Origin of the sequence: Pseudomonas lurida, assembly GCF_002563895.1 — a bacterium.
GTDB classification, from domain to species: Bacteria; Pseudomonadota; Gammaproteobacteria; order Pseudomonadales; family Pseudomonadaceae; genus Aquipseudomonas; species Aquipseudomonas lurida.
In genome coordinates, this window is sequence record NZ_PDJB01000001.1 from 5,710,534 (window position 1) to 5,725,501 (window position 14,968).

Genomic DNA, 14,968 nt, shown 5'->3' on the forward strand with positions numbered 1-14,968 from the left:
ATCTTTTCCTATACTCAGCGGGTCGCATCCCGCGGAGCCGTCAGCAAGGGTCAGCCATGAGCATTCCGTCCAGCACCATCAGCAAGACCAATCGCCACCCCGCCGACGGCAAGAAACCCATCACCATCTTTGGCCCGGACTTTCCGTTTGCCTTCGATGACTGGATCGAGCATCCAGCCGGGCTGGGCAGCATTCCATCCGCCCAGCATGGTGCCGAAGTGGCGATCGTCGGTGCCGGGATTGCAGGGCTTGTTGCCGCTTACGAGCTGATGAAACTGGGCCTTAAGCCAGTGGTGTACGAGGCCTCGAAAATGGGCGGGCGCCTGCGCTCCCAGGCGTTTGAGGGCGCAGAAGGCATCATCGCCGAGCTGGGTGGCATGCGCTTCCCGGTGTCGTCCACCGCGTTCTACCACTACGTGGACAAGCTTGGCCTGGAAACCAAACCGTTCCCCAACCCGCTGACCCCAGCGTCCGGCAGCACGGTGATCGACCTCGAAGGCCAGACCCACTACGCACAAAAGCTCTCCGACTTGCCGGTACTGTTCCAGGAAGTGGCTGACGCCTGGGCGGATGCCCTGGAAGCCGGTTCACAGTTCGGGGATATCCAGCAGGCCATCCGCGACCGCGACGTGCCGCGCCTCAAAGCGCTGTGGAACACGCTGGTGCCGCTGTGGGACGACCGCACCTTCTATGACTTCGTCGCCACGTCCAAGGCGTTCGCGAAGTTGTCGTTTCATCATCGCGAAGTGTTCGGCCAGGTGGGGTTCGGCACCGGCGGCTGGGACTCGGACTTCCCCAACTCGATGCTGGAAATCTTCCGCGTGGTGATGACCAACTGCGACGACCACCAACACCTGGTGGTCGGCGGCGTTGCCCAGGTGCCGATGGGCATCTGGCGCCATGTACCGGAGCGATGCGCCCACTGGCCGGCCGGCACCAGCCTCAGTTCGCTGCACCGCGGCGCGCCCCGCGCCGGGGTGAAACGCATTGCCCACGCGGCTGATGGCCGCTTTGCCGTTACCGACAACTATGGTGACACCCGCGAGTACGCGGCCGTGCTGACTACCTGTCAGAGCTGGCTGTTGACCACCCAGATCGAATGTGACGAAACCCTGTTCTCGCAAAAGATGTGGATGGCCCTGGACCGCACGCGCTACATGCAATCGTCGAAAACCTTTGTAATGGTCGACCGCCCGTTCTGGAAGGACAAAGACCCGGAAACCGGCCGCGACCTGATGAGCATGACCCTCACCGATCGCCTGACCCGTGGCACCTACCTGTTCGATAACGGTGACGATAAGCCGGGGGTGATCTGCCTGTCTTACTCGTGGATGAGCGACGCCCTGAAAATGCTGCCGCAGCCCATCGACAAGCGTGTGAAGCTGGCGCTGGATGCGCTGAAGAAGATCTACCCGAAAGTCGATATCAAAGCGCGCATTATCGGTGACCCGATCACCGTGTCCTGGGAAGCCGATCCGCACTTCCTCGGGGCGTTCAAGGGCGCGTTGCCGGGTCACTATCGCTACAACCAGCGGATGTATGCGCACTTCATGCAGAAGGACATGCCCGCCGAACAACGCGGGATCTTTATTGCCGGTGACGATGTGTCCTGGACCCCCGCCTGGGTGGAAGGCGCGGTACAAACCTCGCTGAACGCGGTGTGGGGCATCATGACTCACTTCGGTGGCAGCACTCACCCGGAGAACCCAGGGCCGGGCGATGTATTCGATGAAATCGGGCCGATCGCCCTGGCCGATTAAGGAGTTGAGCATGCGCGTTGCCCTGTACCAATGCCCACCGCTGCCGCTGGACGTGGCCGGCAACCTCAAGCGCCTGCACCCATTGGCGCATGAGGCGTCTGGCGCCGATGTGCTGGTGTTGCCGGAGATGTTCCTGAGCGGCTACAACATCGGCGCCGAGGCTGTTGGCGCGCTGGCCGAGGCACAGGACGGACCGTCGGCGCAGGCGATTGGCGAACTGGCCAAAAGTGCCGGGCTGGCGATTCTCTACGGCTACCCGGAACGGGCCGAGGATGGCCAGATCTACAACGCCGTGCAGTTGATCGACGCTCACGGCCGGCGCTTGTGCAACTACCGCAAGACTCACCTGTTTGGCGACCTGGACCACTCGATGTTCAGTGCCGGCGAGGATGATTTCCCGCTGGTGGAACTCAACGGCTGGAAGCTCGGTTTCCTGATCTGCTACGACCTGGAGTTCCCGGAAAACACCCGGCGCCTGGCCCTGGCCGGCGCCGAAGTGATCCTGGTGCCCACCGCCAACATGGTGCCGTTCGACTTTGTCGCCGATGTCACCGTGCGTGCACGGGCCTTCGAAAACCAGTGTTATGTGGCCTACGCCAATTACTGTGGGCACGAAGGCGAGATCCAGTACTGCGGGCAAAGCAGCATCGCCGCGCCGAATGGCCAGCGCATTGCACAGGCCGGCCTGGATGAAGCCCTGATCGTCGGGGAGCTGGATCGCCAGTCGATACTCGACGCCCGTGCTGCCAATCACTACCTGCAAGACCGTCGCCCCGAGTTGTACGGCGCGCTGCACAAGCCCTGATCCTGCCGGTGGGCGAGCGGTTTGATAACATGGTCACATCCTACGTTTCGGAAGTGCCCATGCCTGCGCCGGCCCACCCCCATCACCTTCATCTGACCCTGGCCAACGGCCTGCGGGTTTCCTTGCAGCACGCGCCGCGTTTGAAGCGGTGCGCAGCAGTGCTAAGGGTAGCGGCCGGCAGCCATGACGTGCCGCTGGCATGGCCGGGGCTGGCGCATTTCCTCGAGCATCTGCTGTTCCTCGGAACCGAGCGCTTTCCCACGAATGACGGGTTGATGACCTACGTGCAGCGTCATGGCGGCCAGGTCAATGCCAGCACCGGTGAGCGCACCACGGACTTCTTCTTTGAACTGCCAGTTGTGACGTTTGCCGGTGGGCTGGAGCGGTTGGTGGATATGCTCGCCCACCCACGCCTGACGCTTGAGGATCAATTGCGCGAGCGCGAAGTGCTGCACGCCGAGTTTGTCGCCTGGTCCCAGGATGCGAAGGCGCAGCAGCAGGTCGCGTTGTTGGAAGGGCTGGCGGCTGATCACCCGTTGCGGGGGTTTCATGCAGGCAATCGCGACAGCCTGCCAGTGGAGCGTGAGGCATTTCAGCAGGCGCTGCGGGACTTCCACACGCAGTTTTATCAGAGTGGGCAGATGACCTTGAGCCTGGCGGGCCCTCAACCGCTGCAAGCGCTGGAAGGCCTGGCGCAGCAGTTCAGCGAGCAACTGACCTCAGGGCCCCTGCGTCCACAGTCTGCACCACCGGCATTGATGCAGGGCCAAGCACCAAGCTATCAGCACATCGCCAATAATCACTTGCACCACGTCATCACGTGTAACGCGCCCCGTGAATCACTGGAATTCCTCTGCACCTGGCTCAGTGCCTCGGCACCCGGCGGGCTGCTGGCCGAACTCAAGACGCGACAACTGGGCAGCGCACTGCAGGCGTCTGTGCTGTATCACTTTGCCGGCCAGGCGGTGCTGGACATCGACTTTACACTCAGCAACCCCGTTGAGTCGGCGACGCAGATCGAGGCGTTGCTGCACGACTGGTTGAGCTTCTTCGCACACAGCGATTGGACCGCCTTGCGCGAAGAGTTTGCCTTGCTGGCGGCTCGCCAACAGCAGACCCTAGGCGCCCTGGCGCTGGCCCGGCACAACAGCGAGGCGCTGTCGGAACAGGCCGTCATCGACCTCAAGGCCATGCTCGACGCGCTGCGCCTGCCGCCCTCCGGGCACACGTGGCAACTGCCGCCGAGCAATCCGTTCCTGCGCCCGCCGGTCAACGCAGAACGCGCCGGCCTGATTCGCGGCCAGACCAGCGCCCACCGAGGGTTGCGCACCTTTGCCCAGGATCGCTCCCGAGGGCGTCGTGAGGTATCGGCGCTGGCTTTCAGCCAGGCATTGGCGGGTGACAGTGAAGAAGGTGCGCTGTACCTGCACTGGCAGTCCGCCCCGCCCGGCCTGGAAAGCGCAGTGCAGTCGTTGCGCGAAAATGCCCGTCAGGCGGGCGTCGACTTGTCGCTCGAACGCCTGGGCAATGACGGGCTGGTGAGGATGGTCGGGCTACAGGAGCCTATTCCAGCCGTGCTGGAGGTATTGGCGCAACGCCTGGCCCAACCGCAGGAAGCCCAGGCCGTCGCGCCCCCCATGATCGCCATCCGAACATTGCTCAAGGCACTGCCCGCTTGCTGCAGCGCTCGCACGCCCGAACCGGCATCCTGGGCCACCGCGCGCTGGCAAGGCCTGGGAATGGGTTTCTCTGCAGCGCAGGAAGCCGCGATCAAGACGGCGGCGGCCCGCCTGCCAGGGCAAACCACGAACCTCAATCAGGTGCAGCCATCCCTCAGCGGCCAACGCATCTGGCATGAGGTGGAAACCGACGCAAACGAAGCCGCCCTGCTGCTGTTTTGCCCGGCACCGAGCCAAGCCCTGGCGGACGAGGCCGCATGGCGACTGCTCGGCCATCTGCTTCAAGGCCCCTTCTACCAGCGCCTGCGGGTAGAGCTGCAAATCGGCTACGCCGTATTCAGCGGCATCCGACAGATAAACGGCCAGACCGGCCTGCTATTCGGCGTGCAATCCCCCAACGTGTCCCTTTCAGGCATCGTCGATCACCTGCAGACCTTCCTGAAGCAACTGCCGACGCTGATCGACAACAGTGAAGAACTGGGCAACCAGGCTCTGGCGCAGCAGTTCTCAACGCAGACGCTGCCCAACGCCCAGGCCGCCGAACTGCTGTGGCACGCCCATTTGGCGGGCCATTCGTCGGGTTACCTGGCTCACCTTCAAGCTCACATCCAAACCTGTACACGGGAAGCGTTGCAGCTTGCCGCCCAGCAAGTGGAAGCCGCCGCAGGCGGATGGCGCTGCGTGGCCAACGGCCCGCGCACGTCGGCGACCTGGCAAGCAGCCGGCTGATCATTGCCGGCCCTGCAAAAGGCTTTTTCCACCAAGACAGCGCTAACTTGAAAAGAATTGAGTAACATTCCTACGCACACATCTGAACATCTCCGACTGGAGGTGGACTATATGTATTACGTAGTAGTAAACGTCCCATCCCTTCGTAGGAGTAAGAATATGACCTGGTCCAAACCTGCTTACACTGATCTGCGTATTGGTTTCGAAGTCACCATGTACTTCGCCAGCCGTTAATCGGCTGGGTAATACAACGCCTCGGTTCGCCCGGGGCGTTTTTGTTTTGAGCTTGATGGAGCGACCATGTTTGTCCAGATTCTAGGTTCCGCCGCCGGCGGTGGTTTCCCGCAGTGGAACTGCAACTGCGTGAACTGCGCAGGTTTTCGTGATGGCAGCCTGCGGGCCCAGGCGCGTACCCAGTCGTCCATCGCGATCTCCGACGATGGCGTGAACTGGGTGCTGTGCAATGCCTCGCCGGATATCCGCGCGCAACTCCAGGGCTTCGCACCGATGCAACCCGGACGTGCCCTGCGCGATACCGGCATCAGCGCGATCATCCTGATGGACAGCCAGATCGACCACACCACCGGCCTGTTGAGCCTGCGCGAGGGTTGCCCGCACCAGGTGTGGTGCACCGACATGGTCCATGAAGACCTCAGCACCGGCTTCCCGCTGTTCACCATGCTCACCCACTGGAACGGCGGCCTGGCCTGGAACCGTATCGAACTGGACGCCAGCTTCACCGTCCCGGCCTGCCCCAACCTGCGCTTTACCCCGTTGCCCTTGCGCAGCGCCGCGCCGCCCTACTCGCCGCACCGCTTCGACCCGCACCCTGGCGACAACATCGGCCTGATCGTCGAAGACCTGCGCACCGGCGGCAAGCTGTTCTACGCCCCAGGCCTGGGCAAAGTCGACGCGCCACTGCTGGACATCATGGCCGGCAGCGACTGCCTGCTGGTGGACGGCACGATGTGGGACGACGATGAAATGCAGCGCCGTGGCGTCGGCACCCGCACGGGGCGCGAGATGGGCCACCTGGCGCAAAACGGCCCCGGTGGCATGCTCGAAGTGCTCGCGCAGTTGCCCAAGCAGCGCAAGGTACTTATCCACATCAACAACACCAACCCGATCCTTGATGAAGACTCCCCCGAGCGAGCGGAACTGGTGCGGCGCAATGTCGAAGTGGCTTACGACGGCATGAGCATTGAACTGTAGGAGCGACCGAAATGACTGATACGCCGTTGACCCCCGCTGAATTCGAAGCAGCCCTTAAGGCCAAGGGCGCCTTCTACCATATTCATCACCCGTATCACGTGGCGATGTACGAAGGCCGCGCCACCCGCGAGCAAATCCAGGGCTGGGTCGCCAACCGTTTCTACTATCAGGTGAACATCCCGCTCAAAGACGCCGCGATCCTGGCCAACTGTCCGGACCGGGAGATCCGCCGTGAGTGGATCCAGCGCCTGCTCGATCACGATGGCGCCCCGGGTGAGGACGGCGGTATCGAAGCCTGGCTGCGCCTGGGCCAGGCGGTCGGCCTCGACCCCGAGCAACTGCGCTCCCAGGAACTGGTGTTGCCCGGCGTGCGTTTTGCGGTAGATGCGTACGTCAACTTCGCCCGTCGCGCCAGCTGGCAAGAAGCCGCCAGCAGCTCGCTGACCGAGCTGTTCGCACCGCAGATCCACCAATCGCGCCTCGACAGCTGGCCGCAGCATTACCCGTGGATCGACCCAACCGGTTATGAATATTTCCGCACGCGCCTGGGCCAGGCTCGCCGCGATGTGGAACACGGGTTGGCGATCACCCTGCAGCACTACACTACGCGTGAGGGCCAGGAGCGCATGCTGGAAATTCTCCAGTTCAAACTGGACATTCTCTGGAGCATGCTCGATGCCATGAGCATGGCCTACGAACTCAAACGCCCGCCGTATCACAGCGTGACCGAGCAGCGGGTGTGGCATAAAGGGATCACCCTATGAGCTTTGATCGCAGCAGAATACCGGCCTGGCGCCAGGGCTACCGTTACCAGTATGAGCCCGCGCAAAAGGGTCACGTGCTGCTCTACCCCGAGGGCATGATCAAGCTCAACGACAGCGCCGCGCTGATCGGCGGGTTGATCGACGGCGAGCGCGACGTGGCAGCGATCATCGCCGAGCTGGATAAACAATTCCCTGGCGTGCCAGAGCTCGGCGAAGACATCGAGCAATTCATGGAGGTCGCCCGTGCTGAGCACTGGATCACCCTTGCCTGACAAGCCTGCCATCGGCCTGCCGCTGTGGTTGCTGGCCGAGCTGACCTACCGCTGTCCGTTGCAATGCCCGTACTGCTCCAACCCGCTGGACTTTGCCGAGCAGGGCAAGGAGCTGACTACCGAGCAGTGGTTCAAGGTGTTTCGTGAAGCCCGCGAGATGGGGGCCGCGCAATTGGGCTTTTCCGGTGGAGAGCCGCTGGTGCGCCAAGACCTTGCCGAGCTGATCGCCGAGGCGCGCAAGCTGGGGTTCTATACCAACTTGATCACGTCGGGCATCGGCCTGACTGAACAGAAAATCAGCGACTTCAAGAAGGCCGGCCTCGACCATATCCAGATCAGCTTCCAGGCCAGCGACGAACAGGTCAACAACCTGCTGGCCGGCTCGAAAAAAGCCTTCGCGCAGAAGTTGGAAATGGCCCGCGCGGTGAAAGCCCATGGCTACCCGATGGTGCTGAACTTCGTCACCCATCGGCACAATATCGACAAGATCGACCGCATTATCGAACTGTGCATCGCGTTGGAAGCGGACTTTGTCGAACTCGCCACGTGCCAGTTCTATGGCTGGGCGCAGCTCAATCGTGTGGGGCTATTGCCGACCCAGGAACAACTGGTGCGCGCCGAACGCATCACCAATGAATACCGCGCCAAGCTCGAGGCCGAGGGCCACCCGTGCAAGCTGATCTTCGTTACACCGGATTACTACGAAGAGCGCCCGAAAGCCTGCATGAACGGCTGGGGCAGTATCTTTCTGACGGTGACACCCGACGGCACGGCCCTGCCCTGTCACGGCGCCCGACAGATGCCGGTGCAATTTCCGAACGTGCGCGACCACAGCATGCAGCACATCTGGTACGACTCGTTTGGTTTCAATCGCTTTCGCGGCTACGACTGGATGCCCGAGCCATGCCGTTCCTGCGATGAAAAAGAGAAGGACTTCGGCGGCTGCCGTTGCCAGGCCTTCATGCTCACGGGGGACGCGAGTAATGCCGACCCGGTGTGCAGCAAGTCCGAGCAGCACGGCATCATCCTGCAAGCGCGGGAAGACGCCGAACATGCCACCCAGACCATTGAGCAACTGGCCTTTCGCAATGAGCGCAACTCACGGCTCATCGCAAAAGGCTGACTGCCTCAGCGCTTGGCGATGATGTACACCGCGTGAATGATGCCGGGGAAGTAACCGCACAGGGTCAGCAGAATATTCAGCCAGAACGCGCCGCCGAAGCCCACTTGCAGGAACACACCCAGTGGCGGCAGCAGAATGGCGATGATGATACGAATGATGTCCATGGGTAAGCTCCAAAAAATCGGCTCGTGTGAGCCGTGTAGCTAATCGACATTGGCCGTTCGTAAGGGTTCACTGGGATCTGGCGTTGGGCCATCTATCGTTGTTGAACAGGCAAAAAAACGCCCCCAGCCGAAAGAATCAGGCCGGAGGCGCCGCGTATACCGCGAGACGGTTCAGGAATAGGGTTTAAACGGCGATGCCCTTGCGGCATTGCAACTGTGCGGTGCGCACGCGCGCGAAGGCGCGGGCCAGGCGCAGGAGCATTTCATCGATGTTGCTCTTGCTGATCGTCAGCGCCGGGGTGAAGCGCAGGCAGTTAGGTTGCGGGGCGTTGATGATCAGTCCTTCGTGCAAGGCCGCTTTCACGACAGCGTCCGCGGAATCATCCGAAAACGTCAGGCCCCACATCAAGCCGTGCCCGCGCAATGGCCCGTGGTCGTAGCGATAGGCCAGGCGAGCGAGGCCTTCGCCAAGGTAAAGGCCAGACTCACGCACCTGCTCCAGGAAGCCGTGTTCCAACACGGCATCCAGCACGGCAACGCCGGCCGACGCCATCAGTGCATTGCCATGATGGGTGCCTTCCAGTTCGCCTACCTCAAAGCAACAGGCAGTGCCGCGCGCCAGCAGCGCTGCCAGGGGCACGCCGCCGCCCAAGCCTTTGCCGAGGGTGATGATGTCGGCACGTACGCCATAATGCTGTTCGGCGAGCAAGGTGCCGCAGCGGCCAATACCGGTTTGCACCTCGTCGAGAATCAGCAGGATCCCCAGTTCGCGGCACAGGCGCTCGACACCTTTGAGATAGTGCTCCGTCGCGGGGATCACGCCGGCTTCGCCCTGGATCGGCTCCAGCATGATCGCGACGGTCTGCGCATCAACTGCGGCGTGCAAGGCCGGCAGATCGTTGAACGGCACATGGCTGAAGCCGGGTAGTTGCGGTTCGAAGCGATTGGCGCGGTCGCTCGCCGAGGCCGACATCGCCGCGAAGCTGCGGCCGTGGCAACCATTGCTCGCGCTGATGATGCGGTAGGCGCCGCCGCGATGCAGTTGGCCCCACTTGCGTGCCAGCTTGATCGCGGCTTCGCAGGCTTCGGCACCGCTGTTGAGCAGGTAGGCCTGGTCACTGCCGGTGCAATGGCACAGCCGATCGACGAGGTTGAGTTGGGTGCGGTTATGCAGGGTGTTGCCCGGATTGATCAGCGCCTGGGTCTGGTCGGCCAACGCTTTGATCAACACCTGCGGGCTGTGGCCGAGGCTATTGGCGGCGGCGCCCTGGTTGAAGTCCAGGTAGGCACGGTCGTCGCTGTCCCATAGCCATGAGCCCTGGCCGCGCACAAATACCTGAGCCGGCCGCGCCACAGTCGGCATCAGCGACTCACTGGAATGACTGCCGCGCGGGGTATCCAGGATCAAGTCATCCAGGCTGGGCGCGGGGCGACGCATATTGAACAGGTTCACATCTTCACCCCGCTGGCAACCGGACCTTGGTCGGTACAGGCCATCTGTCGTGAGTAAAGATTGTTTGCCTTGCCTATGTAAACGCTATCAACATAAACACTGTTCATTGCCCGATCCGGCCCTGTAAGCCCTGCGAATAGCCGCTAGACTAGGCGTCTCGGGGGCCAACAGCCATTTCGTTTTTCCAGCTTTTTCGATAAGTAAGTCTTATGGATTTCAAGCAACTGCGTTATTTCGTCGCGGTGTACGAGGAAGGCCACGTAGGCCGTGCGGCAGAGCGTCTGTCGATCTCGCAACCAGCACTGTCGCAACAGATTCGCCAGTTGGAACAGAACCTCGACGTGAGCCTGTTCGAACGCAGCAGCAAGCGTCTGCTGCCGACATTGGCGGCGCATACGCTGTACAACCATGCCCTGCCACTGATCGATGGCATGCAACAGGCGATCGAAGCGCTGCGCAACTTCAAGGGCCAGGCGATGCGCACCCTCGCCATCGGCGTGCTGCAAACCGTGCACACCAGCCTGGTCCCGCAGATGCTCGAGCGCGTGCGCAAGGCCCAGCCGCACTTGGTGGTACAGATCTACGAATTGACCGGGCTTGAAATTGAACGGCGGCTGCTCAACGGTTCGCTGGATATTGGCATCAGCTACTTGCCACCGCGCCAGCCGGGATTGCACGGCGTGTTGTTGTATGAAGACGAGCTGAAAGTGGTCATCCCCGAGGACCATCCCTTGCGGGAGTTCAAGAAAGTCTCGCTGAAACAGGCGGCTGAATTGCCGATGTTACTGCTGGGGGAAGAGTTTCAGGTCAGGCAGATCTGGCAGGGCCAACTGTCCAACCTCGGACGGCGCCCGCAGGTGCAGGCAGAACTCAATACCATGGTGGGGATTCTCGACAGCCTGCCTCACACAAAACTGGCGACTGTGCTGCCGGGGCGCTCCCAGGACGAACACAACAGCCAGTTGCTGCTGTGGAAACCCTTGAGCGAACCCAGGGTACCGCTGAAAGTGGGCCTGGTGTGCCGAGATGTGCAGCGCCAGCAGGCGACGGTAGCGTTGCTGCGCACCTTGCTGGAAGACGTGATGAATGCCCCGCAGGCGCCCGCCTGACTTTTTCGCAGGCAAAAGAAAACCCCGCCGAAGCGGGGTTTTGCAGACTGTTTCCCTGACATCCATTTCACTCCGCCATCCTGGCAGAATCCTACGTGTCCGTGTTGTTGCTTTGCGCTTCCTGCGCGACGTCCATGTGAAGTAGATTATCCGTGGATCCAATGTGGCGATAGAGGACGAATAGCAGCACGTCATGTAAGAGAATGCTTACACGCCCTCCAAGTCCTTAAAACAGGGCTTCATCCAGCAAAAACAGTGATTCGCTACCGGCTTTTACCGACGCACTCAGCGAATGAATACGGGGCAACAGGCGGGCGAAGTAGAAGCGCGCCGTGCCCAGCTTGCTGGCATAGAAGTTGTCTTCAGCCTCCTTGCCCAACGCAGCCTTGGCCATGCGTGCCCACATGTAGGCATAGGCCATGTAGCCAAAGGCGTGCAGGTATTCCACCGATGCTGCGCCGATTTCATTCGGGTTGGTCTTGGCGCGGTCCAGCACCCAGGCGGTCAACTCATCCAAGTCATCCACCGCCGAACTCAGTGGTTTGGTGAATTCAGCCAGCTCGGCACCCGCCGAGGCAATGAACGCGCGGATCTCATCGGCGAACAAGCGGTAGAACGCTCCGTCGCTGCCGACGATCTTGCGCCCCATCAGGTCCAGCGCCTGGATACCGTTAGTGCCTTCGTAGATTTGGGTGATGCGCACGTCCCGCACCAGTTGCTCCTGGCCCCACTCGCGAATGTAACCGTGGCCGCCAAACACCTGCTGGCCCAGTACCGTGGTTTCCAGGCCCAGGTCGCTCAGGAAAGCCTTGGCCACCGGTGTCAGCAACGCCACCAGGTTATCCGCACGCTCGCGGGCAGCAGCGTCGTCGCTGAACTTGGCGATGTCCAGTTGCGTCGCCACGTAGGTGGAGAACGCCCGACCGCCTTCATTCGCGGCCTTCATGGTCAGCAGCATGCGACGCACATCCGGGTGCACGATGATCGGGTCGGCCACTTTGTCTTTGGCTTGGGCGCCAGTGGGTGCACGGCTTTGGACGCGGTCGCGCGCGTATTCAATCGCGTTCTGGTAGGAGCGCTCGCCGGATGCCAGGCCCTGGATGCCCACACCGAGACGCTCGTAATTCATCATCGTGAACATCGCCGCCAACCCACGGTTCGGCTCGCCCACCAGGTAACCCACCGCTGCGTCGAAGTTCATCACGCAGGTGGCCGACGCCTGGATACCCATCTTGTGCTCGATGGAACCACAGCTCACCGCGTTACGTGCACCCAGGCTGCCGTCGGCATTGACCATGAACTTCGGCACCAGGAACAGGGAAATACCCTTGGGACCCGCCGGCGCGTCCGGCAACTTGGCCAGCACCAAGTGGATGATGTTTTCGGTGAGGTCGTGTTCACCACCGGTGATAAAGATCTTGGTGCCGCTGATGGTGTAGGACCCGTCCGCCTGTGGTTCAGCCTTGGTGCGGATAATCCCCAGGTCGGTACCGGCGTGAGCCTCGGTCAGGCACATGGAGCCGGCCCATTCACCGGAATACATCTTCGGCAGGTAGGCGGCCTTGAGGTCTTCGCTGGCGTGGGTATTGATCGACACGCAGGCGCCGGAGGTCAGCATCGGGTACAAGCCGAACGCCAGGCTCGAAGAGTTAATCATCTCTTCGACCTGGGCCGACACGGCCTTGGGCATGCCCATGCCACCGAAGACCGGATCGCCACCGACCCCTACCCAGCCACCTTCAGCGTAGGTTTTGTAGGCCTGTGGGTAACCGTCCGGTGTAAACACCGCAGTGTTATCCCAGCGGCAACCCTGTTCATCGCCGCCGCGGCTGAGCGGGGCGATGGACTTGGCGGTGACCTTGCCGGCTTCTTCGAGGATGGCCTCTACGGTTTCGGCGTCAACGGTGTCTGCCAATGCCGGCAATTGGGCCCAAGTCTTGGCGACCTCAAATACTTCGTTGAGGACGAAGCGCATATCACGCAACGGCGCTTTGTAATCAGCCATGGCAAACCTCGTGAGAACGTGAAAAGTGATTCGGTAGGATCGGTTTTACAGGCCCCGAGTGTACCCGAACAACTTTTAAGACACATAGGGTCTACTTGTGACTGATAGGTATTTTTAAGTCATCACAGCGAAAATGCCTCCGCGGGCAGACTCATCAGGCATTCGCTGCCCGCCTCCACCGCCGCGCGGTGGGTAGCGGTACGCGGGAGCAGGCGCTTGAAGTAGAAGTCACACGTGGCGAGCTTGGCCTTGGCGAAGTCGGCGTCCTGTTGCTCAAGGGCGGCGATCGCCATGCGCACCCACAGGTAGGCGAGAATGACGTAGCCGCTGTACATCAGGTAATCCACAGCCGCCGCGCCGACTTCATCGGGGTTTTTCATCGCCGCCATGCCGACTTGAGTGGTCAGTTCGCCCCACTCCCCGTTGAGTTGGTTGAGCTGCGCCACATATCCCTTGAGCTGTGGGTGCTCGGCATTGGCCCCACAGAACTTATGCACGAGCTTGGTAAACCCGCGCAGCAACTTGCCCTGGCTGCCCAATACCTTGCGCCCAAGAAGGTCGAGGGCCTGGATGCCATTGGTGCCTTCATAGATCGGTGCAATCCGCGCGTCCCGTGCCAGTTGCTCCATGCCCCATTCGCGGATGTAACCGTGGCCGCCGAAGACCTGCATGCCGTGGTTGGTCACCTCCAGCCCGGTATCGGTCATAAAGGCTTTGCAGATGGGCGTGAGAAACGCCAGCAGGTCTTCGGCGTCCTGGCGCTGGGTGGCGTCGCTGCTCAGGTGCGCGGTGTCGAGCAATTGCGCGGTGAAGTAGGCCAGTGCGCGGTTGCCTTCGTTGAAGGCTTTCATGGTCAGCAGCATGCGGCGCACATCGGGGTGCACGATGATCGGGTCGGCAGCTTTTTCCGGGGCCTTGGCGCCGGTCAGCGAGCGCATTTGCAGGCGATCGTTGGCGTACTTGATCGCCCCCTGGAAGCTTGTCTCGCCGTTGCACAGGCCCTGCATGCCGGTACCCAGGCGCGCATGGTTCATCATGGTGAACATGCAGTTGAGGCCTTTGTTTGCCTCGCCGATCAGGAAGCCCTTGGCGCCATCGAAGTTCAGCACGCAGGTTGCCGAGCCCTTGATGCCCATCTTGTGTTCGATGGAACCGCAGTGCACCGCATTGCGCTCGCCGGAGTCGGCATGGAACTTGGGCACGATAAACAGCGAGATGCCCTTGGTGCCCGCCGGCGCATCCGGGAGCTTGGCCAGCACCAGGTGGATGATATTGGCGCTCATGCCGTGCTCGCCGGCCGAGATGAAGATTTTGCTGCCGGTGACCGCATAGCTGCCATCAGCCTGGGGCACGGCGCGGGTCTTGATCAGGCCCAGGTCGGTGCCGCAGTGCGCCTCGGTGAGGCACATGGTGCCGGTCCATTCGCCGGCCGTCAGCTTGCTCAAAAAAATGTCTTTCTGCTCAGCGGTGCCATGGGCGTGGATCGCCGACATCGCACCGTGGGTCAGCCCCGGGTACATGCCCCACGACGTGTTGCTGGAGCCGATCATCTCACTGAGCACCAGGCCCAGTGACTGCGGCAAGCCTTGGCCACCGTAAGCCGGATCCGCCGCCACACCGTGCCAGCCGCCTTCCACGTACTGGGCGAAGGCTTCCTTGAAGCCCTTGGGCGTGGTGACCACGCCATTGTCGAAATGGCAGCCCTCTTCGTCGCCACTGTGGTTGAGCGGTGCGAGCACGTTCTCGCAGAACTTCGCGCCTTCCTCGAGGATCGCGCCGACCATGTCCGGGCTGGCATCGGTCGCGCCCAATGCGGCGTAGTGACCGTGGAAATCAAACACGTTGTCGATCAGGAAGCGCATGTCGCGAAGGGGAGCTTTGTACTCAGGCATG

General features: G+C 61.7%; 13 protein-coding genes. 9 read left to right on the plus strand and 4 right to left on the minus strand.

The annotated features are described in order from the left end of the window. The first annotated feature begins 77 nt into the window (after positions 1 to 77). From ATH90_RS26105 to pqqE, 8 genes are all read left to right on the plus strand, one after another. Positions 78 to 1,760, plus strand: a complete 1,683-nt coding sequence (locus ATH90_RS26105) for a flavin monoamine oxidase family protein (RefSeq protein ID WP_098467721.1) — start codon at positions 78 to 80, stop codon at positions 1,758 to 1,760. Positions 1,761 to 1,770: 10 nt separating this feature from the next. Then, complete coding sequence (locus tag ATH90_RS26110) at positions 1,771 to 2,565, plus strand: carbon-nitrogen hydrolase family protein (RefSeq protein WP_034109679.1); 795 nt, start codon at positions 1,771 to 1,773, stop codon at positions 2,563 to 2,565. A gap of 59 nt (positions 2,566 to 2,624) precedes the next feature. Further along, on the plus strand, positions 2,625 to 4,973 hold the full coding sequence (gene pqqF / locus ATH90_RS26115; RefSeq protein WP_098467468.1) for a pyrroloquinoline quinone biosynthesis protein PqqF: 2,349 nt from the start codon (positions 2,625 to 2,627) through the stop codon (positions 4,971 to 4,973). A gap of 159 nt (positions 4,974 to 5,132) precedes the next feature. Continuing rightward, complete coding sequence (pqqA, locus tag ATH90_RS26120) at positions 5,133 to 5,207, plus strand: pyrroloquinoline quinone precursor peptide PqqA (RefSeq protein ID WP_003194766.1); 75 nt, start codon at positions 5,133 to 5,135, stop codon at positions 5,205 to 5,207. A 66-nt stretch (positions 5,208 to 5,273) separates the two neighbouring features. Then, a complete protein-coding gene (gene pqqB / locus ATH90_RS26125) occupies positions 5,274 to 6,185 on the plus strand; it encodes a pyrroloquinoline quinone biosynthesis protein PqqB (RefSeq protein WP_034109682.1) in 912 nt (303 codons plus the stop codon). Between the two features lie 11 nt (positions 6,186 to 6,196). Further along, positions 6,197 to 6,949, plus strand: coding sequence for a pyrroloquinoline-quinone synthase PqqC (gene pqqC / locus ATH90_RS26130; protein ID WP_034109684.1), 753 nt, complete (start codon positions 6,197 to 6,199; stop codon positions 6,947 to 6,949). Then, positions 6,946 to 7,221: a pyrroloquinoline quinone biosynthesis peptide chaperone PqqD gene (gene pqqD, locus ATH90_RS26135; RefSeq protein ID WP_034109686.1), complete on the plus strand. Its 276-nt coding sequence runs from the start codon at positions 6,946 to 6,948 to the stop codon at positions 7,219 to 7,221. Before pqqC ends, pqqD begins: the two co-directional genes overlap by 4 nt. Further along, positions 7,214 to 8,344 (plus strand): pyrroloquinoline quinone biosynthesis protein PqqE, encoded by a 1,131-nt coding sequence (gene pqqE / locus ATH90_RS26140; protein ID WP_052211157.1) that lies wholly within the window; start codon positions 7,214 to 7,216, stop codon positions 8,342 to 8,344. Before pqqD ends, pqqE begins: the two co-directional genes overlap by 8 nt. 5 nt (positions 8,345 to 8,349) lie before the next feature. Here the strand turns inward: pqqE and ATH90_RS26145 are convergent, their stop codons facing one another. Further along, positions 8,350 to 8,508: a YqaE/Pmp3 family membrane protein gene (locus tag ATH90_RS26145; RefSeq protein WP_003194776.1), complete on the minus strand. Its 159-nt coding sequence runs from the start codon at positions 8,506 to 8,508 to the stop codon at positions 8,350 to 8,352. Positions 8,509 to 8,692: 184 nt separating this feature from the next. Then, positions 8,693 to 9,961 (minus strand): aspartate aminotransferase family protein, encoded by a 1,269-nt coding sequence (locus ATH90_RS26150; RefSeq protein ID WP_098467469.1) that lies wholly within the window; start codon positions 9,959 to 9,961, stop codon positions 8,693 to 8,695. 209 nt (positions 9,962 to 10,170) lie between these two features. On the opposite strand from ATH90_RS26150, the gene ATH90_RS26155 reads away from it, so the two are divergent. Then, on the plus strand, positions 10,171 to 11,070 hold the full coding sequence (locus tag ATH90_RS26155) for a LysR family transcriptional regulator (RefSeq protein ID WP_034109691.1): 900 nt from the start codon (positions 10,171 to 10,173) through the stop codon (positions 11,068 to 11,070). 226 nt (positions 11,071 to 11,296) lie between these two features. Here the strand turns inward: ATH90_RS26155 and ATH90_RS26160 are convergent, their stop codons facing one another. Together ATH90_RS26160 and ATH90_RS26165 are read right to left on the minus strand one after the other, a co-directional pair. Next, entirely contained in the window at positions 11,297 to 13,075 is a 1,779-nt protein-coding gene (locus ATH90_RS26160; RefSeq protein WP_069078421.1) for an acyl-CoA dehydrogenase C-terminal domain-containing protein, read from the minus strand. Between the two features lie 122 nt (positions 13,076 to 13,197). After that, positions 13,198 to 14,967 (minus strand): acyl-CoA dehydrogenase C-terminal domain-containing protein, encoded by a 1,770-nt coding sequence (locus ATH90_RS26165; protein WP_098467470.1) that lies wholly within the window; start codon positions 14,965 to 14,967, stop codon positions 13,198 to 13,200. Position 14,968 lies beyond the last annotated feature (1 nt).

Excerpts from the sequence above, each read along its gene's own strand:
- ATH90_RS26110 (WP_034109679.1), top strand. The coding sequence starts at position 1,771 with ATGCGCGTTGCCCTGTACCAATGCCCACCGCTGCCGCTGGACGTGGCC.
- pqqF (WP_098467468.1), top strand. The coding sequence starts at position 2,625 with ATGCCTGCGCCGGCCCACCCCCATCACCTTCATCTGACCCTGGCCAAC.
- pqqB (WP_034109682.1), top strand. The coding sequence starts at position 5,274 with ATGTTTGTCCAGATTCTAGGTTCCGCCGCCGGCGGTGGTTTCCCGCAG.
- pqqC (WP_034109684.1), top strand. The coding sequence starts at position 6,197 with ATGACTGATACGCCGTTGACCCCCGCTGAATTCGAAGCAGCCCTTAAG.
- pqqD (WP_034109686.1), top strand. The coding sequence starts at position 6,946 with ATGAGCTTTGATCGCAGCAGAATACCGGCCTGGCGCCAGGGCTACCGT.
- ATH90_RS26145 (WP_003194776.1), bottom strand. The coding sequence starts at position 8,508 with ATGGACATCATTCGTATCATCATCGCCATTCTGCTGCCGCCACTGGGT.
- ATH90_RS26155 (WP_034109691.1), top strand. The coding sequence starts at position 10,171 with ATGGATTTCAAGCAACTGCGTTATTTCGTCGCGGTGTACGAGGAAGGC.
- ATH90_RS26160 (WP_069078421.1), bottom strand. The coding sequence starts at position 13,075 with ATGGCTGATTACAAAGCGCCGTTGCGTGATATGCGCTTCGTCCTCAAC.
- ATH90_RS26165 (WP_098467470.1), bottom strand. The coding sequence starts at position 14,967 with ATGCCTGAGTACAAAGCTCCCCTTCGCGACATGCGCTTCCTGATCGAC.